At 39.4% G+C, this 25832-nt stretch carries 10 protein-coding genes; 8 read left to right on the forward strand and 2 right to left on the reverse strand.

The genetic code is table 11. The features are described 5' to 3' along the window. The 4 genes from ID165_RS06375 to ID165_RS06390 are packed head-to-tail and all read left to right on the forward strand — an operon-like array spanning position 1 to position 4866. Positions 1–1350 carry a hypothetical protein gene (locus ID165_RS06375; RefSeq protein ID WP_192349533.1) on the forward strand — a complete coding sequence of 450 codons (1350 nt, stop codon included), beginning with the start codon at positions 1–3 and terminating at the stop codon, positions 1348–1350. Then, a complete protein-coding gene (locus ID165_RS06380; RefSeq protein WP_192349534.1) occupies positions 1343–2674 on the forward strand; it encodes a group 1 glycosyl transferase in 1332 nt (443 codons plus the stop codon). Before ID165_RS06375 ends, ID165_RS06380 begins: the two co-directional genes overlap by 8 nt. An 11-nt stretch (positions 2675–2685) precedes the next feature. Next, a complete protein-coding gene (locus ID165_RS06385; RefSeq protein WP_192349535.1) occupies positions 2686–3834 on the forward strand; it encodes a glycosyltransferase in 1149 nt (382 codons plus the stop codon). A 12-nt stretch (positions 3835–3846) separates the two neighbouring features. Beyond that, positions 3847–4866: a glycosyltransferase family 4 protein gene (locus tag ID165_RS06390; RefSeq protein ID WP_192349536.1), complete on the forward strand. Its 1020-nt coding sequence runs from the start codon at positions 3847–3849 to the stop codon at positions 4864–4866. 361 nt (positions 4867–5227) lie between these two features. Here the strand turns inward: ID165_RS06390 and ID165_RS06395 are convergent, their stop codons facing one another. Then, positions 5228–6355: a glycosyltransferase family 4 protein gene (locus ID165_RS06395; protein ID WP_192349537.1), complete on the reverse strand. Its 1128-nt coding sequence runs from the start codon at positions 6353–6355 to the stop codon at positions 5228–5230. A 277-nt stretch (positions 6356–6632) separates the two neighbouring features. On the opposite strand from ID165_RS06395, the gene ID165_RS06400 reads away from it, so the two are divergent. Both ID165_RS06400 and ID165_RS06405 read left to right on the forward strand, forming a co-directional pair. Further along, complete coding sequence (locus ID165_RS06400; RefSeq protein ID WP_192349538.1) at positions 6633–9041, forward strand: nitrous oxide reductase family maturation protein NosD; 2409 nt, start codon at positions 6633–6635, stop codon at positions 9039–9041. A 1697-nt stretch (positions 9042–10738) separates the two neighbouring features. After that, positions 10739–20815, forward strand: a complete 10077-nt coding sequence (locus ID165_RS06405; RefSeq protein WP_192349539.1) for an Ig-like domain-containing protein — start codon at positions 10739–10741, stop codon at positions 20813–20815. A gap of 500 nt (positions 20816–21315) precedes the next feature. Here ID165_RS06405 and ID165_RS06410 read toward each other — a convergent pair whose 3' ends face one another. Then, positions 21316–21696 (reverse strand): hypothetical protein, encoded by a 381-nt coding sequence (locus ID165_RS06410; protein WP_192349540.1) that lies wholly within the window; start codon positions 21694–21696, stop codon positions 21316–21318. A gap of 493 nt (positions 21697–22189) precedes the next feature. On the opposite strand from ID165_RS06410, the gene ID165_RS06415 reads away from it, so the two are divergent. After that, positions 22190–25351, forward strand: coding sequence for a PAS domain S-box protein (locus ID165_RS06415; RefSeq protein ID WP_192349541.1), 3162 nt, complete (start codon positions 22190–22192; stop codon positions 25349–25351). Next, positions 25326–25700, forward strand: coding sequence for a response regulator (locus ID165_RS06420; protein ID WP_192349542.1), 375 nt, complete (start codon positions 25326–25328; stop codon positions 25698–25700). Before ID165_RS06415 ends, ID165_RS06420 begins: the two co-directional genes overlap by 26 nt. Positions 25701–25832: the final 132 nt, after the last annotated feature.

The following is a 25832-nucleotide window of genomic DNA, read 5'->3' on the forward strand; positions in this document are numbered from 1 at the left end:
ATGGAATTGTTAAGCAGTAAACCAGAGTCTACACAGATTGGTATTCAAAAATCCGGTGTTTTCATTTTTCCCACTAAGTCTTTTGCTTATTATATAAGCCTCTTCTTCTTAGCTATGATTGGTTTGAGTTTTGGCTATGTCATGGCTCTTACTACTTTTTCTTTTACGTTTGCTTATCAAGGGATTGAACTTTTAAGCTATATGGTACTAGTTTATTCTCTGACGGGATTGGTTAAAGTTAATGTTAAAATGTCCTATCCTAGGGTTTTTGGACTGATATACCTTATTTGGCAGGTTATAATTTTGATACGTGGTGACTATTCGGATTTGGATTATTTCCATTTTAAGCAATTGCTTTTTGATTTGAATTATGGTGGCATGATATTCTTGATTCCAATTCTATTGTTTATTGATTTTAACTTATTTTTAGTTAAAAAATTGTTTGATTCAGCGATTATTTTATCTTTAATTTATTTGGTGCTTGTAGCTTTGAATTATAGTGTGTTATTTAATCCGGATCTACAAGATTTGGTAAGTTTGGGGACCGCAGAAATGTATTTCAAATATTTTGCTCTACCGATAGGGATTCTTGCATTTAATTTCAATTTATTAAGTAATAGAGTTCGTATACTTGTACTCACGGTACTAGCACTAATGTTTCTCATTGCGGTTTTTAGAGCTAGAAGAGGGATGCTGTTTATGGTAGCCGTAATTTCTTTTCTCGGTGGTTTCAATTATTTTCTTACTTCTAAGAATAAGTTTCACGTTATTTTTTACATTATATATTCACTAGTTGGGATGTCCTTACTTATATTTTATACTGTCGATCTTGATTTTGATAATATATCGTTTTTTAAGAATATATCTGAGCGTGGTTTGGAAGATACAAGAAGCTACGTAGAGGATTGTTTTTATAATGATATGTCTTCAGATGATTGGTTGTTTGGAAAGGGGTACAATGGCGGCTATAGGTGTACAGGTATTGATGCCGCTATCTTCAAGGACAACATCCGGAAAGTGATTGAGACGGATTACTTGCAATTAATTATGGTTGGAGGGATAATTAACGTATTTTTTCTTTTTTTGATTATGATTCCAGCTGTTGTTTTGGGATTATTTTATTCCAATAATAACCTAGTTAAGACGTTTGGGGTATGGATATTGTGTTGGCTAATATTCCTTTACCCTGCTAATGTGTATAGTATTAATATTTATCATGTTTCAGTTTGGGTAAGTGCTGCAATATGTTATGTCAAACCAATAAGAATGTTGCCTAATTCTTTTATTGTTAAGTATTTTACCAGTGAATTTACCCATCAGTCCATTTCTAATAGAAAAGAAAATGCCTAAAGTATTAATATTCGGTCAATCATTTAATGCAAATACGGGTGGTGGGGTCACCTTAACCAATCTTTTTGGTGATTGGGATAAGAATGATCTAGCTGTCATATGTACTAGTCATGCAAATGGGAATATTTCCCCCAATGTGTGTGATAATTACTACTTTATTGGCTCAGATGAATTTCATTACAAGTTTCCTTTTAATTATTTTCAGCGACCTTCTCCTTCGGGAAAACTGCCAATTGTCTATACCACATCCAGTGAGTCTTTCTCTTATAAGCCAAGTTGGCGGGAATTGATAATCCAGAATGTGCTATATCCCATGTTGGATTGGTCTGGGTTGATGCACGTTATTTCCAAGATGGAAGTCAGCCCTAATTTATTACAATGGGTAGATGAGTTTTCACCTGATGTTCTCTACATACAGGCATCTACCAGAGAATCACTTCTTTTTGCAATTAAATTATCAGAGAGGATTAAGATTCCGGTAATTATACATCAAATGGATGATTGGGTAAGTACTGTCGGAAGTAATGGGCTAGGTAGTAGGTATTGGAGTAGAAAGATTAATGGAGAGTTCAAGCAATTGGTACAAAGAGCAGATTTGTGTCTAAGTATCAGTGATTTGATGGGAGTTGAGTACCAGAGACGCTATGGATCTAAATTTAAAACATATCATAATCCTGTAGATCTGGATATTTGGGAACCTAAAGTGAATGTTGAGAAATACGCTGAGAAGGAGTACTCTATTTTATATGCCGGCAGAACAGGCTTTGGAATAGCTACTTCGCTAAAGGCATTTGCATCTGCAGTTGAGTTTTTCAATGAAACTAGTGATACCAAAATTAAATTTTACATCCAAACTGCGGAAGAGCTGGCTTGGACTCAAGATTTTGAATACACAATACACAAAAAGCTAATCCCATATGAGAAATTGCCGCAGCTATTTCAAAGCATGGACTTTTTGCTATTGCCTTGTGATTTTTCGGATAAAGCTCTAAAATTTCTAAAGTATTCCATGCCTACAAAAGCTCCTGAATACATGATTACAGGTACTCCTATTATTATTCTGGCACCTGAGGAGACTGCTATATTCCAATATGGCAAGGAATTTAATTGGGCATTTACAATTAATAACGATGATACCAAGTTTATTGCTTCCAGATTAAGTGAAATTGTATCCAATAGGATTTCCCAAATTGAAGTTTCTCAAAATGCCATGAGTTTTGCAAAGCAAAGACATTCTCAGGAGGTAGTCACAAAGCAGTTTACCCAAGAATTCAGAACGCTCGTAAGTTATCTGGACGAAACAGAATCGTTAGCTTTCAATTAAATTATAAACTTATGCATATTTTGGTTTTCGGCATTCCTTTAAGAGAGGGTATGGCTGGGTCAGTGAGAGTGAGGAATTTACTGTATCCATTAAGTGTAAATTCTTCTGTTTCTTTAAGCAATCTTTATTTTGCACTACAAGCAGATGAGATAGAGGATACAGGAAGAAGTGATGAACTAAAAATTAGTTTAAGTTTCAGTAAACCTTTGTCGATTGCGTCATACCTTTATAGGTCTATAAAATTTATTAGAAAAAAGTATGATAGGAATAAAAAGAACATTTTTTATCTCTATGAAACTCCAGATATCAAGACAATAGTTCCTTTGATGTATGCAAAAATTATAGGGTATAAAGTTGTTTTGGATATAGTAGAGAACAATCTGCATGCTTATAGTTTTGGTAGTATGGCAAATAAATTCAGAGTGAGAAGCGGAGCATATATTTTAAAGAACTTTCAGTTTTTAATTGATTTGAATATTGTGATTTCCTCCCACCTGGAGAATTTGCTACTATCTTATACTTCAAGGGATAAGGTTTTATCTATCCCTGTAACTATGAATATCTCGGCATTCAAAAAAAGTTCATTTTCTAAAAAGGAAGCGACTACATTATTTTATGGAGGTTCATTTGGTAAGAAAGATGGGCTAGATCTTTTACTTAAGGCATTTGAAGAAGTTTGTGAAGAACACCACAATCTTAAACTGATTTTGACAGGAAAAGGTGAGAATCCAAGGGATTTCAATGAATTTATGGGACTGGTAAAATCCTCTAAATTTACTGATAGAATTACCTACAAAGGGTTTGTGCCTTCTAATGAGTATCAGGATTTACTCAACTCCTGTGATATTTTTTGTGTGATTAGAGATAATTCTGGGGCAGCTAATGCAGGTTTTCCTTCCAAATTGGCGGAATATTTAGCTACAGGGAGGGCAGTAATTGTTTCAAATGTAGGGGATGTCTCCCAATATCTCACAAATTTGCGAGATGCTGTAATTGTAGAACCCGAATCCCTTTCATCTTTGGTGAAGGCTATTACTTTTCTGGTGACTAATCCTGATAAGATAAACCATATAGGGAATAAAGGTAGGTCCGTAGCGATCCAGAGTTTTAACAATGTAACTGAAAGTAATAAATTACTAAACAAGCTAACGATTATCTAACACTTAAAAAAAATGACTAAAATAGCGGTTCTTCTCACTAATTCTACCAGAACATCCTATGGGGGTGTAGGTCCTTTTGTGAAAAATCTTGATGTTTACTTGGCAGATCATTACGAACTCAAATATTTTTCTTTGCCGGATTATTTTGATGATATAACTATTGTCCCTCATCGGCTAATGTACTTCCTGTATGTTATATCTAATTTTTTCAAACTCAGGAAATTTGATATGATTATTTCTCATACCCCGGAGGCCGCCTATGCGAGTTCAATATGTAAGATTCCTTTTATACATGTTTTTCATGGAAATGATAATCCTGTATCTATGTCAAGATTTTGGTATGGCAAGTATTTTCTTTCTTTTTTTGACCACATTACCAGAGTGATTTCTGAAAATAGTTTGATTTGCTATACAGTAGGTAAAGAGGAGGTAGGTAGAAAGAAAATCTTAAATCCCATCACTCACACTGTTACCACTAAAGATTATGAGAAAAGGTCTGGGTTTATTTTTGCAGGAAGATTGGAAAAGGGCAAAAGGGTAGAGTTATTATTAGAGTCTTATGCTTTATTACCATCGGAAATCCGTGCTGAAAATGACCTAAAAATTGCAGGAAAGGGGTCTCAATTAGGATTTTTACAAGAGAAGGTCCAAGAATTGGGATTAGGTAAACATGTTCAGTTTTTGGGAAATCTTGACAACCCTACTTTAATAGATCAAATTTCCAAATGCAAGATCTTATTAATGGCATCTGGCTACGAAGGGTTTCCTATGGTGATTGCTGAAGCTTTTTCAGTAGGAGTGCCATCCGTATCTACGGGGGTAGGCGATATTCCTTCGTTTCTTAAATCAGGGGAAAATGGGATTTTGGTGGAAAAGGAATTTGAATTTAAAGACTTTGCTGCTGCTATTGAAGAAGTATTAAAGAATTACGATCACTTCGCCTCAAATGCACTTAAATCAGGAAAAGTGTTTGATGCCAAACAGATAACCCAAAGCCTAGTAGCAGATATTGATGGATGTCTACAGTCTTAATAGAGCTTGCTGAAAAAGTCTCAGATATGCCAGCTTCAAGGCGGCCGAGTGAAGATATATGGGTTGGTATACCTCGAATGAGTCCAACGTAGAAGATGGTATGGCTGAGACTAGCTTGAAAATCCCGATTCTGGGATTTTCTGATGCAGGGATAAAGACCTATTGTGATCAATACCTTTGCACTTGCTGAAAAACCGTTCGCGTCAAAAAATGGGCTAATCATTCAAAATGGTAGCTTTTGATCTTTTACGGGCGTTTTTCAGCATGCCCTAAATTAGGTTTTATAGTTAACCATCATACTGAACCATTACGACTATAGATTTAGATCATTGAGTCTAAAAAACAAAAGTATTATTAACTGCTATTGCCGTTTTCCTGATTTAGATTGGGATCTGTTGGATTTGAGTAGGTTGGTAAGTATACTGGCAAGCCTTTTCTCAAAAATAGGTAAGGTGTAGTTTTCGAGAAATCTATTGTACGCATTTTCTCCAAGATGCATTCTCTTATCCTTATTTTGGCCAATTTGGATAATTGCATCTGCAATCGCATGAGGGCTACCTTTTTCAATTAACAAGCCAGTGGACTGATCTTCGATAATTTCGGGAATTGCCCCTTCGATGGTAGAAATTGTCGGTAACTTAAACTGCATAGCCTCTAGCAATACTAGAGGAAAGCAGTCTTCTAGCGTGGGATGGATAAATAGATCAGCTTCTTCGAAAGCTTGCACTTTACTATTTCCGGTAACCTTTCCTATATAAGTTATCTCTTTCACAAGGTTGTTTTGATCAATGTATGACTGTAAATCTTCTGCAGTCACGTCTCCTTCTGCACCTGCGACTGTACAATGAAAATATATACCTTTGTCTTTTAGTATCTTACAGGCCTGCAGCAGATCTATGATACCCTTGGATCTATGTAAGTTGGACAAAAAGAGGAGCTTCAATCTGCCTGTTGTAGATCTGGGCAAAGAAACTATTGATCTGTCGATGCAAGTAATTCCGTTGCTGCAGTAGCTTACGCGGTGTATAGGAACAAATTTCGCAATGTCAGGATAGAGGTAAGCTGACAATAAAATTACATTCGAGTTTTTGAAAACCCAAGGGTACAACAGGCGCTCTAGTGGCTTATGGCTGTTCTTTTCCACACCTTTGTTGTGAAGGTGGAAGACTACTGGAAATCTAAGCGTTTTGCAAATGATAGCAATCAAAGCATCCTTGTAAAATCCAGGTGCGGTGGTGCTCAGGGTAATGTAAATGAGATCAGGTCGGAAATTTAGGCTTTTCGTCAAGGTCTTATAAAGAATACCTAGGTATCTCCACCATTTGATCAATCCGCCTTTACCTACTTCATGTACAGAATAAGAGGTGCTTAAGTTTAGGTATTTGGCTTCAAAAGTCGAATTTATACTGGTACTTGTTCTAATATATTCTCCAATCATAGAGGCTCCGTGGGTCGGAGGCGGATAATGCAGAATGAAAAGTATCTTCATAATTTGTGAGGTGGATTTATGAGGACATTCGTGAAAGAAGGTAGTTGTCCATTCTTGCAATTCTTTGTTTTCGTTGCTTTCTTAAAAATCAAACCTTCGCTGGCTTTAATTTTAATTAAATATTGGAACAAAGCACATAAAATATTATTTAAAAAGCAAAATATATTATTTAAAATTTATTAATTGTGCTATATTCATGCTTTTGAAATGATCCAATACGACGATGAGACTTCCTGCCAAATTAAGCTGCTTGAACTGTTATTTTTGTTTGTATCTTTTGCTAAGCTCAGTATCGAACAGTTTTGCGACAGATTATTATTTTTCTTCTTCCATGGGGAGCGATAGCTTTTCATTAGCTGAGGCACAATTTTCAGCTACTCCTTGGAAAAGTATAGAAAAATTTAATGACTTGGCTTATTCTTTAAAGCCCGGTGATAGGGTGTTCTTTAAAAGAGGAGATGTGTTTCACGGGACGATTCGGCCTATTAAAGGTGGAGCTGCTGAGAATCCAATTATTTTCGATGCATACGGATCAGGTGATTTGCCTGTCATTACTTCACTGGTGGAGTTGGCCAATGCAGAACATGTTGGTCATGGAGTATACCAGTATCAAACTTTGGATAGCGAAGTTTCTCAGCTCAAGGTAGTACTGATCGATGATCAGGTTAGAGCCATGGGAAGATATCCTAATGCTGACGATGGAAATGACGGATATCTAACCATTCAGTCGGTCAATAATGATTTTAGTATAGGTGGAAGTGAGCTTCCTTTTAATCCTGCCGGGGGGGAAGTGGTAATCCGCAAAAACAACTGGATTATTGATAGTTATCGTATTAAAAGCACAAATTCCGGCATTATTGATTTTACCAATCGGGGTACATCGGGCTATAAGCCGTTAAGTGGCTATGGCTATTTTATCCAAAATCATCTAGCTGCCCTTGATCAATTCGGAGAATGGGCTTTCTCAGATAAAAACAAGAAACTTTCGGTCTATCTGGGGGAGATAAATCCTTCTGAAGTAAAGGTAGAAGTCGCTACAAGTGATTACTTGTTGGTTGTGGGTTTTATAGGAAGGAACCTGTCTTTCAGAAACATGCATTTCAGGGGAAGTAATAAAAATCTGATCAATATAGAAAAATCTTCAACAGTCTCTATAGAAAACTGTCTCTTGGAATTTGCCGGTGAAAATGCTGTTTTCAGCTTTGGCACACCCAATTTAACCCTTAAGAATAATACGATACGGAATGCGCTAAGCAGTTCAATATTTCTTTGGCATAGTTCACCAAGAGCAGTGATTGCTGATAATTTTATTGAACATACGATGCCCTTTCAGGGAATGGGAAAGAACAGTGACTTAAATGGAATTGGGATTTATATTTCAAGTGATGCCGACAGCTCGTTGATTGAGAAGAACAGGGTGATCCATACAGGTTATAATGGGATTCACTTTGGAGGCAATGGGTCTGTGGTTAAAAATAATTTTGTAAAGGATTATTGTCTTTTCAAACAGGATGGAGCGGGGATTTACATGAATTCGGATGGAATGACGAGGCAAAACAACAAGGGACGGGTAATCATTGGCAATGTTGTTTTAGATGGATTGGGTGCGAAAGGAGGGACTGATTCTGATGCAGACCTAGCAGAGGGGATTTATTTGGACGATAACACCCGGGGAGTTTTGGTAACACAAAATACGGTGGCACATATCAACGGGAAAGGAATTTTTCTGCATAATGCAAGTGATATAGAGATCGTAGATAATCTCGTGTATGACTGTCAGGTACAGTTAAAAATTGTCCATGATAGCTTAGGTAAGCCGGTTAGGGGGATTAAAGTCGGGCATAATTTTCTTTCCAGCACCGGAGAAAGGGAGATTATCTATTCTATATCTTCTATTAAAAAGGACATTGACCAAATTGGGGTTAGTCTGGATAATTACTTTTTGGATCCTTACACAACTGAATTTGTTTTTGAATCCAAGGATCCCGATCATTCGCATAGTGTACTGAGGAATTTTTCTAATTGGAAAGATGCATTCGGGTATGATGAGTCTTCTACGCTGCTGAACTTTAACCTAAACAGGGTAAGTATAATCAAGGAAGTAGTGTTGAAGGAAAGCAATTTTAGTAGGGATATTAGCTTGGTGACCGGGACGTATAAAGGGCAGTCTAAATGGATTGATTCCGGTTTGGATCGGGGAAGCTGGAGTATCTATCCTGATTCTCAGGAATCGACTCTTTGCTATGTGCCAATTGGCACCATAACGGAAGGAGATAAAATATTGGTGGTTATGGAGGTTAAAAGTACTAGTGAAAATCTGGGAGTAGAGCTTTTTCTGGAGAGATCGTTTGACCATAATCAACAGCAGGCAATTTCTTATTTTAGCTCTTCTTTAGGAAGGAAAAGAGTTAAAGTTTTTTTGGATGCGCTCGTGAGCGAAGGGAATGAAAGCTTAGTATTGCGTATTCCAACTGAAGTTGGTTCACTTTTTATTGACAATTTAAAGATTTCAAAGGTAACCACGAAAGAGGAGTCAGACCAACTTTTCTTTAAATATAATTATTCTGATAAATCAGTTTCTTTCCCATTAAAAGGATCTTACAAAGATGGGAAGGGGCGTGTTTATAGTGGATCTGTATCCATCGCACCCTACAGGTCAATACTCCTTGTAAAAGAAGGTGAATGAGTGGGGGGGCTGAAATTCTGATGAAGGGAGAAACGTCATGTTTTTCCTTTGATCCGGTGTAAAGATCATGTCAATTTCGGTATTGAACCCAATACTGAAACTTTAACGGTTCATTGGCGTAAATACTATTATTTAGGAAATGCATGTGGGAGGTTTTTGATTTTTGACCGTTACATTTTTAAGTAATCTTTCCACAAAGTGAGGGAAGCATCTACAGGTTAAATTTTTCTAAAAATCCGTAAATATGAAAGGAGGAGTATAAATAAAGATTATGTACTGTATTATAATAAAAAATAGCTTTAGCATGAGCAGACAAAAGGAGAGAAAACTTAATGAAATAGTTGAACTGAATATGATGTGACTCTACCCATTTCATTTGATACTGCCTATTGACATAATAGTGAGTTAATAAGGATTGATTTAATGTGAAATGTTCAGTTTATATGCCGGATTCACTTCAACTAATATTGCATGATCGTAGTCCATTTACAACCTAAATATTTCGGATTGTGTAGGGTTCTTGCTTCCATTTCGGGGGAAATTATCGAATTTTTAAAGTAAATTTTGTTGTTCTTATACATTCAACAACATAGGTTTCTTAGAATTAGATTAATTATTTATAGATAGAAAGAGGGAATTCGACTATGGATGTGGTCTTTATTCCCTTGGCTTCTGAGAACTAGAATTATTCTAGCCGCCGGGTGAAAAGTGAGGGTAATTTTATCCTGTTTGAAAAAGGAGAAGGAATCGATTGTTATAAGAAGCGCATTGAGATTTACTATTGATTTTTTCAAACGAACGAATAAGTTATAGCTTTACGTTCGATGAGAGTTAGACTCTACTTTTCGTAATTCTTCGAAAGGTAAACGCCCCCTTGAACTGTGAAGAATGATAATCATCGCAGGATTGATGACAGATGAGAGTTAAAGCTTAGGGAATTGGGTGTGATTGATTACGATCCTATCCGGGGTACTTTTTTAAATGGGGAGCTTGGATGTGGAGAAGCCTTGATTTACTTAATCATTTAAGTAATTAACCAAGTTTTTAAGATATAATGGTTTGAATATAATTTCCTTAGTTTTTTTGATTTTTTTTTTGACACCGTCATTTTTCTCTTATGGAGGTAGGAATGATGTCTGAGGGTTCATTGTTTTTTTTATTAGTAATTGATTTATAGGGTTTTAAAGATATGTTTTTTATTGAAATTAATCCACTCAATATTTTATTTGTCCTGAAGGTTCTTGAGTGTAAGATATATGTAACTATTAAAGCAGGTCAATAATAATCTGACCAATAGGTGAAGTTCAGGTTTGAATCTAGCCTGGAGAATCTTTAGGATTTATTACGATGTGTTTTATGAAATACATAATTATATGTTTAAAATTCTATTTATTTGATGATAAATTCATTTTTATTTTTTTGACCATGTACGTATGAGTTGATTGATAATTGTTCATGTCAGATTTTTTTAGTGTTGACGCAAGTAGTGAAGGTCAAATTTTTGATGTTTAGTTGATTTTAACTAATGAAAAAGTTTTTATATAGATTTTTCTAAGTGATTTCTATTTAATTATTAAGAGCATGTTTTATTGAAAAAAAATTATTTCTTTGAAACATGCCTGAGGAGATTTCTAATGTCAACTGGCTGGAAAATTGGGAATGGTTCAATTAATACTTCTTCAATTCTTAACCTATTCATGAAAACATCCGTACAAAGCCAGTCTAAGAACAGGCGCGATGGAAAGCTAAATCTTTTGAGTAAATGGCTCCTTGTTTTTATGTTTTTAGTTGGTTTTAAGGCATCTTCATGGGCGACTGATTACTACTTTTCTAGTTCATCGGGTGACGATACCCGATCAGCAGGAGAAGCCCAAAATTCTTCTACTCCATGGAAAAGTATAGATAAACTTAATTCGATAGCGAACCAGCTCCAGCCCGGTGATAGGGTACTTTTTAAAAGCGGAGATACCTTTTATGGATCAATTCTAATAACTAAAGGGGGCAGTTCTGGTAATCCTATTACCTATTCGTCCTATGGTGTAGGAGATAAACCTATTATTACCTCGATGTTGCAGGTTTCAAGCTGGGTTTCCAGAGGTGGAGGGATCTATGAAGCAAGTCTACCAAATATAGATGAAGGGCAGGTTCAGATTTTATCGCTCAATGGTCAACTAAAGGAGTTCGGTAGATATCCTAATGGAGATGCGGCCAACGATGGATATTTGACGATTTCCGGGGTCAACAACAATTTAAGTATTCAAGGTGAAAATATGCCCGGTAATTATGTTGGGGGGGAGATCGTGATCAGGAAAAATAACTGGATCATAGATAGGCATGAAATTTCTTATAATTCAGGTAGCACAATAAGTTTCTTAGCAAACCCTAATTCTGGTTACAGTCCACAGGGGGGCTTTGGATATTTTGTTCAAAACCATATCAATACACTCGATCAATATGGAGAATGGGCATATTCGAAGAACGATAAAAAGCTGTATGGCTTTTTTGGAGGACAGGATCCTAATAGCATAGATGTGCAGGTAGCTACTAGAACGTATTTAATTAAAGTTAGCAAATATGTACAGAACTTGTCTTTTAGTAACCTGAGCTTAAAGGGAGCCAATGTGAACATTCTGAATGTAGAAAATTCCGGAAATGTACAGATCGTTAATTGTCAGCTGATGTTCGCAGGGCAAAACGGAATCTATGCGCATACATCTCCAGATGTATCGATAAAAAATAATGAGATAAACTACTCACTGAGTGGTGGATTGTTTTTTCCGTTTGGAACGGAGAGGGCTGTAATAGAAGACAATACCATCGATCATACTATGCCTTTTCAGGGAATGGCTAATAGTAGTGATCTTAAAGGGGTTGGGATATACATTTCGTCAAATGCAAATAATTCTAGAGTAAGCAGAAATAAGATTTATAATACAGGCTTTAACGGAATTCATTTTGGTGGAAATTATACAGTTATCAAGAACAATCTTGTAGATACCTATTGCCTTCACAAACAAGATGGAGGAGGGATTTATACTAATTCGGATGGTCTGACCACTAGTAATAATATAGGGAGAGAGATAGTTGGTAATATAGTTTTGCGGGGAATAGGGGCTGTGGGAGGGTCCAATGTGAATTATAGGCTGGCAGAAGGTATTTATATAGATGATAATTCCATGGGGATTAAAATTTTTGACAATACAGTGTCGGATGTTAGTGGTAAAGGCCTATATATTCATAACAATAGAGGTATAGATATTTATAATAATACTTTCCATAAAATACCTGTCCAGTTAAATGTAACCCATGATGTTACCGGTGATGTAGTGAGAAGTTTGCATATCGAAGGAAATCAATTTTCCAGCGTATATGACAATGAAATACCTTATGCTGTGGCATCTATAAAAAATGACATCAAGGACATAGGAATCTCAAATAACAATTATTTTTTAGATCCTTTTGGTGCTGAGCTTATGTTCAGAAGTCAAAGCCCTGAAGATAGGCCTTTGGGAACAAAAAGCAATCTACCGAACTGGACTTCAAAATATGGCTTTGAGCAAAACTCCTCAAAACCTGAATTTAACCATGAAAAATTTATAGTTAAAAGCTCAACTATCATTAAGGAAAGCGACTTTAGCTCAAATTTGAATATTATAGCCGGAACCTATAATGTAACCTCTGAACTGTCGACCGGAATTGATGGTAGTGTTTGGAAAATCGATGCAGGTCAATCCGCTAACGGATCTGCATTTATTCAGATTGGATCTGTTACAGCTGGGGATGAAATTTTGATAGAATTTGATACAAAAAGCACTTCTGCAAATCAAGCTGTTGAACTTCTGCTAGAGAAGACTTTTAATCAAAATCAGGAAGGGAACATTTATAATTTTGTTACTTCTAGTGAGGTAAGGAAAGTTAAACTCCTTTTGAAAGCTCAGATTAATGCTACTGGAGAAAGTGTTGTTTTTAGATTTCCCCAAGCTGTTCAAGGTTTACTTATAGATAACCTTAAAATTTCGAAGGTAGAGACTGAAGCAGTTAGAATTGAAGATTATGTTTTTTTTCAATATAACTTTTCAAATAATGCTGTTTCATACCCGCTTTCAGGTACTTATAAAAATGGAAAGGGTGAAGTATTTAAGGGATCAGTAAGTATTCCTGCATACGGTTCCGTGTTGTTGGCTAAGACTGAAATAGAGCCGGAGGAAATTAATCTTCCTCCTACAGTTTCGATTTTGGAACCTGCTGATAAACAAGTGTTCATAGAAGGCGAAGAGATATTGATAAAAGCAGATGCCTCCGACCCGGCAGGCGAGATCGCCAAAGTTGAGTTCTACTATGGTAATGAACTGATCGGAGAAGTTTCTTCATCGCCTTACGAACTGGTCTGGAACAATGCTCCGCTTGGCTCACATGAATTGATGGCCAAGGTCTTCGATGAGGGCGGGTTGACTGCCGAGTCGTCAAGGATTACAGTGACAGTGGAAGCAGCTCCTGTGGAGAATCAAGCGCCTTCTATCTCGATCACGGCTCCATCCAACAACCAAAGCTATACGGAAGGCGAGGAAGTGGTGATCAAAGCCAATGCTTCTGACCCTGAAGATGGAATTTCAAAAGTTGAGTTTTATTCCGGAGAAGAGCTGATCGGAGAGGTTTCTGCTGCTCCATATGAATTGGTATGGAACAATGCTCCGCTTGGCTCACATGAATTGATGGCCAAGGTCTTCGATGAAGATGGATTGACTGCCGAGTCGTCCAAGGTAACGGTTATAGTAGAAGCAGCTCCTGTGGAGAATCAAGCTCCTTCTATTTCGATCACGGCTCCATCCAACAACCAAAGCTATACGGAAGGCGAGGAAGTGGTGATCAAAGCCAATGCTTCTGACCCTGAAGATGGAATTTCAAAAGTTGAGTTTTATTCCGGAGAAGAGCTGATCGGAGAGGTTTCTGCTGCTCCATATGAATTGGTATGGAACAATGCTCCGCTTGGCTCACATGAAGTAATGGCCAAGGTCTTTGATGAAGATGGATTGACTGCCGAGTCGTCAAGGATTACAGTGACAGTGGAAGCAGCTCCTGTGGAGAATCAAGCTCCTTCTATTTCGATCACGGCTCCATCCAACAACCAAAGCTATACGGAAGGCGAGGAAGTTGTGATCAAAGCGGATGCCTCCGATCCTGAAGATGAAATTTCAAAGGTTGAGTTTTATTATGGAGAAGAGCTGATCGGAGAGGTTTCTGCTGCTCCATATGAATTGGTATGGAACAATGCTCCGCTTGGCTCACATGAATTGATGGCCAAGGTCTTCGATGAAGATGGATTGACTGCCGAGTCTTCACGGATTACAGTGGCTGTAGAAGCTGCTCCGGTAGAGAATCGAGCTCCGTCGGTTTCGATCACGGCTCCATCCAACAACCAAAGCTATACAGAAGGCGAGGAAGTGGTGATCAAAGCCAATGCTTCCGATCCGGAAGGAGCGATCTCCAAAGTCGAGTTCTATTCCGGAGAGGAACTGATCGGAGAAGTTTCTTCATCGCCTTACGAACTGGTCTGGAACAATGCTCCGCTTGGCTCACATGAATTGATGGCCAAGGTCTTCGATGAAGATGGATTGACTGCCGAGTCGTCCAAGGTAACGGTTATAGTAGAAGCAGCTCCTTTGGAGAACCAAGCCCCTTCTATCTCGATCACGGCTCCATCCAACAACCAAAGCTATACAGAAGGTGAGGAAGTGGTGATCAAAGCCGATGCCTCCGATCCTGAAGGCGAGATCGCCAAAGTTGAGTTCTACTATGGTAATGAACTGATCGGAGAAGTTTCTTCATCGCCTTACGAACTGGTCTGGAACAATGCTCCGCTTGGCTCACATGAATTGATGGCCAAGGTCTTCGATGAGGGCGGGTTGACTGCCGAGTCGTCCAAGGTTACAGTGACAGTGGAAGCAGCTCCTGTGGAGAATCAAGCGCCTTCTATCTCGATCACGGCTCCATCCAACAACCAAAGCTATACGGAAGGCGAGGAAGTGGTGATCAAAGCCAATGCTTCTGACCCTGAAGATGGAATTTCAAAAGTTGAGTTTTATTCCGGAGAAGAGCTGATCGGAGAGGTTTCTGCTGCTCCATATGAATTGGTCTGGAACAATGCTCCACTTGGTTCTTATGAGTTGATGGTCAGGGTATTTGATGAGGGTGGGTTGACTGCCGAGTCTTCACGGATTACAGTGGCGGTAGTGCGTGCACCGGTAGAAAATCAAGCTCCATCGGTTTCGATTACGGCACCGTTTAATAACCAGACTTTTATTGAGGGTCAGGATATCGTGTTCTCTGCCGAAGCTTCCGATCCTGAGAACGAAATAGCCTGGGTTGAATTTTACTATGGCGAGCAGATGATCGGTCTGGTGTCCAAGGCTCCCTACCAAGTGATCTGGAACAATGCTCCGCTTGGCTCACATGAAGTAATGGCCAAGGTCTTTGATGAAGATGGATTGACTGCCGAGTCGTCAAGGATTACAGTGACAGTGGAAGCAGCTCCTGTGGAGAATCAAGCTCCTTCTATTTCGATCACGGCTCCATCCAACAACCAAAGCTATACGGAAGGCGAGGAAGTTGTGATCAAAGCGGATGCCTCCGATCCTGAAGATGAAATTTCAAAGGTTGAGTTTTATTCCGGAGAAGAGCTGATCGGAGAGGTTTCTGCTGCTCCATATGAATTGGTATGGAACAATGCTCCGCTTGGCTCACATGAATTGATGGCCAAGGTCTTCGATGAAGATGGATTGACTGCCGAGTCTTCACGGATTACAGTGGCTGTAGAAGCTGCTCCGGTAGAGAATCGAGCTCCGTCGGTTTCGATCACGGCTCCATCCAACAACCAAAGCTATACAGAAGGCGAGGAAGTGGTGATCAAAGCCAATGCTTCCGATCCGGAAGGAGCGATCTCCAAAGTCGAGTTCTATTCCGGAGAGGAACTGATCGGAGAAGTTTCTTCATCGCCTTACGAACTGGTCTGGAACAATGCTCCGCTTGGCTCACATGAAGTAATGGCCAAGGTCTTCGATGAAGATGGATTGACTGCCGAATCGTCCAAGGTTACGCTGACAGTGGAAGCAGCTCCTGTGGAGAATCAAACCCCTTCTATCTCGATCACCGCTCCGGCCAACAACCAAAGCTATACAGAAGGCGAGGAAGTGGTGATCAAAGCGGATGCCTCCGATCCTGAAGATGAAATTTCAAAGGTTGAGTTTTATTATGGAGAAGAGCTGATCGGAGAGGTTTCTGCTGCTCCATATGAATTGGTTTGGAACAATGCCCCAATTGGTTCACATGAACTGATGGCCAAAGTAGTTGATGAGGGTGGGTTGACTGCCGAATCGGAAAAGGTTTTAATTGAGGTAATAGAACTTTTGGATAGACCTGGAGCAGGAAATCAAGCTCCTTCTATCTCGATCACGGCTCCATCCAAAAACCAAAGCTATACGGAAGGCGAGGAAGTTGTGATCAAAGCGGATGCCTCCGATCCTGAAGATGAAATTTCAAAAGTTGAGTTTTATTCCGGAGAAGAGCTGATCGGAGAGGTTTCTGCTGCTCCATATGAATTGGTATGGAACAATGCTCCGCTTGGCTCACATGAAGTAATGGCCACGGTCTTCGATGAAGGCGGGTTGACTGCCGAATCGTCCAAGGTAACGGTTATAGTAGAAGCAGCTCCTTTGGAGAACCAGGCTCCTTCTATCTCGATCACGGCTCCATCCAACAACCAAAGCTATACGGAAGGCGAGGAAGTGGTGATCAAAGCCGATGCCTCGGATCCTGAAGATGAAATTTCAAAGGTTGAGTTTTATTATGGAGAAGAGCTGATCGGAGAAGTTTCTTCATCGCCTTACGAACTGGTTTGGAACAATGCTCCACTTGGTTCTTATGCGTTGATGGCCAAAGTAGTTGATGAGGGCGGGTTGACTGCCGAGTCGGAAAAGGTTACAGTGACAGTGGAAGCCACCCCAGTTGAAAACCAAGTCCCATCGGTTTCACTAGTTTCTCCAGCCAACAACCAAAGCTATACGGAAGGCGAGGAAGTGGTGATCAAAGCCGATGCCTCGGATCCTGAAGGCGAGATTTCAAAAGTTGAGTTTTATTCCGGAGAAGAGCTGATCGGAGAGGTTTCTGCTGCTCCATATGAATTGGTCTGGAACAATGCTCCACTTGGTTCTTATGAGTTGATGGCCAAGGTATTTGATGAGGGTGGGTTGACTGCCGAGTCTTCACGGATTACAGTGGCGGTAGTGCGTGCACCGGTAGAAAATCAAGCTCCATCGGTTTCGATTACGGCACCGTTTGATAACCAGACTTTTATTGAGGGTCAGGATATCGTGTTCTCTGCCGAAGCTTCCGATCCTGAGGATGAAATAGCCTGGGTGGAGTTTTACTATGGCGAGCAGATGATCGGTCTGGTGCCCAAGGCTCCCTACCAAGTGATCTGGAAGAATGCTCCGGTAGGATCGCATGAATTGAAAACAAAGGTCTTTGATAAAGGCGGGTTGACTGCCGAGTCTTCACGGATTACAGTGGCTGTAGTGCCTGAACCAATAGAAAATCAAGCTCCATCGGTTTCGATTACGGCACCGTTTGATAACCAGACTTTTATTGAGGGTCAGGATATCGTGTTCTCTGCCGAAGCTTCCGATCCTGAGGATGAAATAGCCTGGGTTGAATTTTACTATGGCGATGAGATGATCGGTCTGGTGTCCAAGGTTCCCTACCAAGTGATCTGGAAGAATGCTCCGGTAGGATCGCATGAATTGAAAACAAAGGTCTTTGATAAAGGCGGGTTGACTGCCGAGTCTTCACGGATTACAGTGGCTGTAGTGCCTGAACCAATAGAAAATCAAGCTCCATCGGTTTCGATTACGGCACCGTTTGATAACCAGACTTTTATTGAGGGTCAGGATATCGTGTTCTCTGCCGAAGCTTCCGATCCTGAGGATGAAATAGCCTGGGTGGAGTTTTACTATGGCGAGCAGATGATCGGTCTGGTGCCCAAGGCTCCCTACCAAGTGATCTGGAAGAATGCTCCGGTAGGATCGCATGAATTGAAAACAAAGGTCTTTGATAAAGGCGGGTTGACTGCCGAGTCTTCACGGATTACAGTGGCTGTAGTGCCTGAACCAATAGAAAATCAAGCTCCATCGGTTTCGATTACGGCACCGTTTGATAACCAGACTTTTATTGAGGGTCAGGATATCGTGTTCTCTGCCGAAGCTTCCGATCCTGAGGATGAAATAGCCTGGGTGGAGTTTTACTATGGCGAGCAGATGATCGGTCTGGTGCCCAAGGCTCCCTACCAAGTGATCTGGAAGAATGCGCCTTTAGGATCGCATGAATTGAAGACCAAGGTATTCGATGAGGGTGGGTTGACTGCCGAGTCTTCACGGATTACAGTGGCTGTAGTGCCTGCTCCTGCAGAGAATCAAGCTCCTTCGGTTTCGATTACGGCACCGTTTGATAACCAGACTTTTATTGAGGGTCAGGATATCGTGTTCTCTGCCGAAGCTTCCGATCCTGAGGATGAAATAGCCTGGGTTGAATTTTACTATGGCGATGAGATGATCGGTCTGGTGTCCAAGGTTCCCTACCAAGTGATCTGGAACAATGCGCCTGTAGGATCGCATGAATTGAAGACCAAGGTATTCGATGAGGGCGGGTTGACTGCCGAGTCGTCAAGGATTACAGTGACAGTGGAAGCAGCTCCTGTGGAGAATCAAGCGCCTTCTATCTCGATCACGGCTCCATCCAACAACCAAAGCTATACGGAAGGCGAGGAAGTTGTGATCAAAGCCGATGCCTCGGATCCTGAAGGCGAGATCGCCAAAGTTGAGTTCTACTATGGTAATGAACTGATCGTAGAAGTTTCTTCATCGCCTTACGAACTTGTCTGGAACAATGCTCCGCTTGGCTCACATGAAGTAATGGCCAAAGTAGTTGATAAAGGCGGCTTGACTGCCGAGTCGGAAAAGGTTACAGTGACAGTGGAATCCACCCCAGTTGAAAACCAAGTCCCATCGGTTTCACTAGTTTCTCCAGCCAACAACCAAAGCTATACGGAAGGCGAGGAAGTGGTGATCAAAGCCGATGCCTCGGATCCTGAAGGCGAGATTTCAAAAGTTGAGTTTTATTCTGGAGAAGAGCTGATCGGAGAGGTTTCTGCTGCTCCATATGAATTGGTCTGGAACAATGCTCCACTTGGTTCTTATGAGTTGATGGCCAAGGTATTTGATGAGGGTGGGTTGACTGCCGAGTCTTCACGGATTACAGTGGCTGTAGTGCCTGAACCAATAGAAAATCAAGCTCCATCGGTTTCGATTACGGCACCGTTTGATAACCAGACTTTTATTGAGGGTCAGGATATCGTGTTCTCTGCCGAAGCTTCCGATCCTGAGAACGAAATAGCCTGGGTTGAATTTTACTATGGCGATGAGATGATCGCTCTGGTGCCCAAGGCTCCCTACCAAGTGATCTGGAAGAATGCGCCTTTAGGATCGCATGAATTGAAAACGAAGGTCTTTGATAAAGGCGGGTTGACTGCCGAGTCTTCACGGATTACAGTGACTGTAGAAGCTGCTCCGGTAGAGAATCGAGCTCCGTCGGTTTCGATCACGGCTCCATCCAACAACCAAAGCTATACAGAAGGCGAGGAAGTGGTGATCAAAGCGGATGCCTCCGATCCTGAAGATGAAATTTCAAAAGTCGAGTTTTATTCCGGAGAAGAACTGATCGGAGAGGTTTCTTCATCGCCTTACGAACTGGTCTGGAACAATGCTCCGTTTGGCTCACATGAATTGATGGCCAAGGTCTTTGATAAAGGCGGGTTGACTGCCGAGTCTTCACGGATTACAGTGGCTGTAGTGCCTGCTCCTGCAGAGAATCAAGCTCCTTCGGTTTCGATTACGGCACCGTTTAATAACCAGACTTTTATTGAGGGTCAGGATATCGTGTTCTCTGCCGAAGCTTCCGATCCTGAGGATGAAATAGCCTGGGTGGAATTTTACTACGGAGATGAGATGGTTGCGCTCATAACTCAGAAGCCATACCAAGTAATTTGGAAGAATGCTCCTATTGGAGTACATATTCTAAAAACCAAGGTGTTTGATCATAGTGGGGAATCAGCTGAATCTTCAAGAGTTAATATTACTGTTAACAAAACTATAGCATCTGATGTTAATGAATTGAAATTAGTAAGCCCAACTATGGGGCAACGTTTTACCTCTTCTGAGGTTATTAAGGTAGAAATTGAAGCAAAAGACCTAGAGTTTGATAGTCTTCAAGTATTGATTAATGAAAATAGAGTTGCAAAATCCGAAGAGTTAACATTTGAGTTGCCGGCAAACGTCATGCCTGTCGGTGAAAATATAATTGCAGTCATTGCTTATCTGAATGGTGTTGCCCAATCTTCTGATTGGGTTTCTGTGAAAATTGTGAATATCAATTCGAACCCTCCGAATAATTCCATAAATACATCAGGAGAAGTGGCATATACCTATGAAATAGGGCCTGTTCCTACCTCAGATATATTGAATATCTATTTTGAGAAAATGTACCAAAATGAAGATATTGAAATCACGATTTACGATATGAATGGAGCTATACAAAAGGTGATTGAAACAAACACATCTGCAGAATCAATTGCCTTGGATGTAAAAGATTATAGTGCAGGTACATATCTGATAAGGATTGTTGGAAAAGTGTATGTGTATAAATTAAAGCGATTTGTTAAATATTAAATCAGATTTGTGCCTTTGCTGATAAGATTAAATTTAAGTGACTTCGCATGCTGATTTAAAAAGAAGCCTTTTTTCGGAATCCTTTTAATAAGTACGTTATGGTATCGGAAGTAAGCTATGATGAAATAGAGTCAGCCTGAGACAGGCAGGCATGACACAAGAGACACACAATTTGTTCCGAACTTGCTTCGGGAGGGGATGATTATAATCCTGCGAGATTCTCCCGAATCGAATCCGGGACGGGTTATGGCCTATAAAAATCAAATTATAAACACAGGAAATCAAGTAATATATTCGAAAGCTAGATGTTGTCGAAGCTTTGCCATAGAAAATTCTGGAATTGCTCCCAGTTTTCACTTTTACTTTGATCAGTCAGTTGAAAGAAAGTCAAATGGGGCTATATGCAATGTCAAATGGACAGGATGCATTCAAAATTTAGAGCTTATGTTAGCATTGGGCTTTGGGAGAAACGATTTAGATCCATTATTAGAAAACAACTATTAATTCTTGACCCCTGTCCATTCTCCGCTTAAGTTGTACAAAGAAAAGGTCCATTCCCCATTCGCAATATTTTCAGACATATCCCCTGTAAAAACCGCTCCGGTTGATACTGAACCTGAAGCAACGCTTACATTACCATCTTTTTTCACCTCTCCCAGGACTTCAAATTCAGAATTGAGAAACTCTGAAGATATAATTCCGCTTATTTCTCCGCTGGGATGAACCTCTAGTATCCATGTTCCATTGTCGCTGTCTCCGGTATACTCCCCTGACCAAGTTCCTTGGAATTCTGAGATATAGTGTTCATCATCCTCTTTGTCAGAACAGGAAAAAAACATTGTTGTAAATAGTATAAGCAGTAATTTAGCAGCTTGTTTCATGCAAATTTTAAGAGATAATGAATGAATTTATGTTCTAAAAATCAATTTGTATGAAAAACTTTAAACTTTTCATTTTAGTATGAAGGTCTTAAATTTTCAGGTTAATTAAAAGGCTGGATTATATTTTATTCGACCCCAAGGTTTACCAATGCGAAAAAAAGATTAATTTAAAGCAAGCTCAAAACTACATGGGAGGCAGCAAAAAAATAGAATTTCTTGGAGTTTATGCATCAGTTATCCAATCTTAGATTAGGTCTGAGTTGTATTTGATATAAGGACAGGAAATAAGAGTTGAAACTTCATGATTCTTACAATAGTTCGTAGTTAAACTTTCCAGAGATTTTCTTCGGCTTGAAAACATCATTTTACGGTGATTTATGTAATAGTTAGGGATAAAAAAAGATTCGCCTGCTTTTTCAAATCAATTGTAATGAGAATGATGAAATGCTTAACTTAATTAATACCCAAATAATCGAATGAAAATCATCGGATAATGACCAGCGTCTATATTTCTGAAGAACACCTTAGCTCTAGTAACGGCATTTTTGATCTGGCTCCTTTTCCTATGTGGGTCTATGACCGGGAAAACTATGGGTTTCTGGCAGTAAACCGGGAGGCTATGCATCATTATGGATACTCTAGGGAAGAGTTCCTTTCAATGATGATCAATGACATCAGTGCCCAGGTTGATATTCCGGAATTTGAGAGAATGACTGACGTAGTGCTTCCCATGACTGATGGTTTTAATCAAAGTCTATTCTGTCATCAGAAAAAAGATGGAAGTATCATTTATGTACAAATAAAAAATAACCCTGTGATTTTTGAAGGTAAACAAGCGGTACTAGTGACCGCTATAGACTTCACTGAGAGATATCAGCAGGAAGTAAGTGTCAAAAGATTAAAGCGTCAACTTAAAACTACAAGGGAATTAAACGACATTATTCTAAAGGCTGAGAATTGGACAGAGGCGTTGATACAATGTTTTCAACTTTTAGGAAAGTTTTTGAATGTGGAAAGGATTTATTTCTATCAAAATAATGCATTGGAGCAAGCTACTTCCCAAAGACTAAAATGGGTGAAGAACATGGGAGAGACTCAAGTAGATAACTTGGACTTTCAAAATATCCCATTTCCAATACTATCCCTATATACTCAATCCTTAATTGATGGAGAGCATTTCGAAGCCATTGTTTCGGATTTAGCACCTTCTCTAGTCAAGCGTTTTTTGCAAAAACAGGATACCAGAACCATTCTTGCAGTCCCAGTGATGGTCAATACCGAATTTTCAGGTTTCATCAGAGTTGATGATTGTGTAAAAGAAAGAAAATGGCAAGAAGATAAACTGCAGCTACTAAAAACTCTAACCTCATATCTTGGTCATGTAATTAAGAAAGCCCAAAAACATCAAGACCTTGTGAACAGTGAGGCTAAATTCAGGTCACTCGTACAAAATGGATCTGATCTGATAGCTATTGTGGACGCTCAGGGTTATTATAAATACGTAGCACCTACCTCAACAAAAGTCCTTGGAATTCCTCCGGAGGAATTTATTGGAAAAAGCGCCTTTGATTTTATCAATGTTGATGATGCACCTCGGATAAGAAAATGCTTGGAGCAATTGACTTCACAAAATGAAATAGTAATTGAGCCCTATCGCTTTCTTGATTCGCAACACAACTGGCGATGGATTCAGACCAATCTTAGCAATCATAGTTCAGATCCCGCTATAGATGGAATAGTAGCCAATACTAAAGATGTAACGGCAGAAGTGGAAAAAATGAAGGGAGAGAGGTTATTATCTTCTTTGACGAGAATTATTAGTCAGCCAAGTTCTCTGGCATTTTCCTTAACCAAGGCGTTGAAAAAATTGGTCATGCTCTCCAAAATAAACATAGGAGAGATATGGTTAGTCTCGGAAGATAAATCTAGGATTGATTTAATTTCTAAATCATACCAAAATGAAGTTTTTAGGGACTTTTATCTAAATTTCTTAACTGTGGATAGTTTTGAGAAGAACCAAGGGCTTCCGGGCCATATTTGGAATATTCAACAACCATTTGTTATTGATAATCTTGCCGAAAGTGATTGTTTTAATCGATTGAGAGGAACTGAAAAGGTTAATTTAAAGACAGCTATAGGGATTCCTCTTTTTTACAATGACGAATTTTTGGGGGCTATAATCTGCTTCTCATCTTTTGAGAAACAAGATCTTTCCGGTCAGATTAAACTGCTTACCGAGGTTGGATCACAAATAGGATCTGCAGTCAAACAAAAAGTTACAGAGGAGCATTTTCGCAATTTTTATAATATTTCGCCCGATCTACACTGTCTTTTGGGGTTTGATGGTTATTTGAAAAAATTCAATAATTCTTTTGAAGAACTATTGGGGTTCAGTAGGTTAGAGTTGAGTAGTAAGCCTGTGTTTCAGTTTATTCATAAAGATGACAAAGCCAAATCTGAAGAGCGATTAAATTCTTTCATTTCAGGAGATAATTCTAATTCATTTGAGACTAGGTTTTTAACAAAAACAGGAGAAGTAAAATGGTTGGTATGGAAAGGGAAAGTTATACCTGAATCGAAAATTATTATTGCAGTGGCTAAGGATGTCACAGGTCAAAAAATAGCAGAAATAGAACTGAGCACAGCCTATGAAAAACTTAAAAGTGCCCATAAAATCGCAAAACTGGGTTATTGGCTTCGGGATTTTGACTCAGATATTTCTGAATGGAGTGAAGAGACCTATGCAATACATGGCTACACTCCTGAGAACTTTGTGCCTTCTATGGCCAATGTGGCAAAAACCTTTCATCCCGATGATAGGCACCTAATCGAATCCAACCCCAATGACAAGATTGAACCGGGTACGGTCCAAAGTTTTGAGCATAGGATTTTGACGGCTTCGAATAAAATCAAATGGGTACATCAGGAAATAAGAATTTTAACTGATGAGAAGCAAATTCCTTTCAGAATAGAAGGGACTATCCAGGATATTACAGAGCGTAAAGAATATGAATTGCAGCTGGCACTGAGCAATGAGAGGTTTCGTTTAGCTATTCAGGCAAGCAACGAAATGATTTGGGAAATAGATCATCAAAACCAGATGATAAGTCGCAGTAGCGGTTATGAAAAACTGATCAACTATGAGGCTAGCGAGTCATTTGAAGAAGGGAATTCTTGGTTTAGGAAAATTCATACGGACGATTTAGAGGCAGTCTGGAACTCACTTCAGGCTGCCCTCAAAAATAGACACAAAAACTCTTGGTCTAAGGAATACAAGGTGTTGGCTGAGAATGGTTCCATTGCTTATTTTGTGGATCGATGTTATATATTGAGAGATGAAAAGGGCGATCCTTTGAGATCTGTAGGTTCAGCTTTAGATGTGACAGTATCTAGACAGCAGTTGGAAAAAATCAAGCAACAAAATAACAAGCTTCGTGAAATTGCATGGTTGCAATCGCATGTGATCAGAGCTCCACTTTCCAAAATAATGGGTTTGATATACCTTGCCAAAGAGCATAATTACGGAGGTAAATCACATGAGGAAATCTTTGATATGATTTCTGCTTCAGCAGAGGAATTGGACAGTGTGATTCATGATATTATTCACAAAACAGAAGCTATCAAAGAAGATGATAAAGCAAATATTATTAATTGATGATGATCCCATAGTTAATTTTATACATACTAAAGTAGTTCAGCATAATTTTCCCGGCATTTCCGTGAAATTGTTTACTAATGGACTCCAGGCTTTAGAACATATAAGAAATCACCCGACTTATTGCTATCTGATTTTCCTAGACTTGAATATGCCAATTATGGATGGATGGGCCTTTTTGGACGCAATCTCTTCAGAGGAAAAAGAAACGAATTTACAGATTCATATTGTGACATCTTCTTTGGATCCTTCTGACAAAATGAGAGCGAAAAGTAATGTGAATGTGGTTTCCTATATGGTAAAGCCACTCAAATCCAGTGACCTCGATCCCTTGATTTTTACTGAGTAGTCTGAGGCATTTAAGATGGGATTGGGCCAACTTTTCGTAAGATCAGTTTGACCGTGATGGAAGTAAGTCCTCATAATGTGCAGGAAGTACAATATTGTTTACCCTGATTGAGATAGTGAATCCATTGGAGAT

The sequence above is a fragment of the Algoriphagus sp. Y33 genome (assembly GCF_014838715.1).
Classification (GTDB): Bacteria; Bacteroidota; Bacteroidia; order Cytophagales; family Cyclobacteriaceae; genus Algoriphagus.

What these genes read in the sequence shown, in the direction of transcription:
- ID165_RS06375 (WP_192349533.1), top strand. Translation starts at nt 1, where the DNA reads ATGGAATTGTTAAGCAGTAAACCAGAGTCTACACAGATTGGTATTCAA.
- ID165_RS06380 (WP_192349534.1), top strand. Translation starts at nt 1,343, where the DNA reads ATGCCTAAAGTATTAATATTCGGTCAATCATTTAATGCAAATACGGGT.
- ID165_RS06385 (WP_192349535.1), top strand. Translation starts at nt 2,686, where the DNA reads ATGCATATTTTGGTTTTCGGCATTCCTTTAAGAGAGGGTATGGCTGGG.
- ID165_RS06390 (WP_192349536.1), top strand. Translation starts at nt 3,847, where the DNA reads ATGACTAAAATAGCGGTTCTTCTCACTAATTCTACCAGAACATCCTAT.
- ID165_RS06395 (WP_192349537.1), bottom strand. Translation starts at nt 6,355, where the DNA reads ATGAAGATACTTTTCATTCTGCATTATCCGCCTCCGACCCACGGAGCC.
- ID165_RS06405 (WP_192349539.1), top strand. Translation starts at nt 10,739, where the DNA reads ATGAAAACATCCGTACAAAGCCAGTCTAAGAACAGGCGCGATGGAAAG.
- ID165_RS06410 (WP_192349540.1), bottom strand. Translation starts at nt 21,696, where the DNA reads ATGAAACAAGCTGCTAAATTACTGCTTATACTATTTACAACAATGTTT.
- ID165_RS06415 (WP_192349541.1), top strand. Translation starts at nt 22,190, where the DNA reads ATGACCAGCGTCTATATTTCTGAAGAACACCTTAGCTCTAGTAACGGC.
- ID165_RS06420 (WP_192349542.1), top strand. Translation starts at nt 25,326, where the DNA reads ATGATAAAGCAAATATTATTAATTGATGATGATCCCATAGTTAATTTT.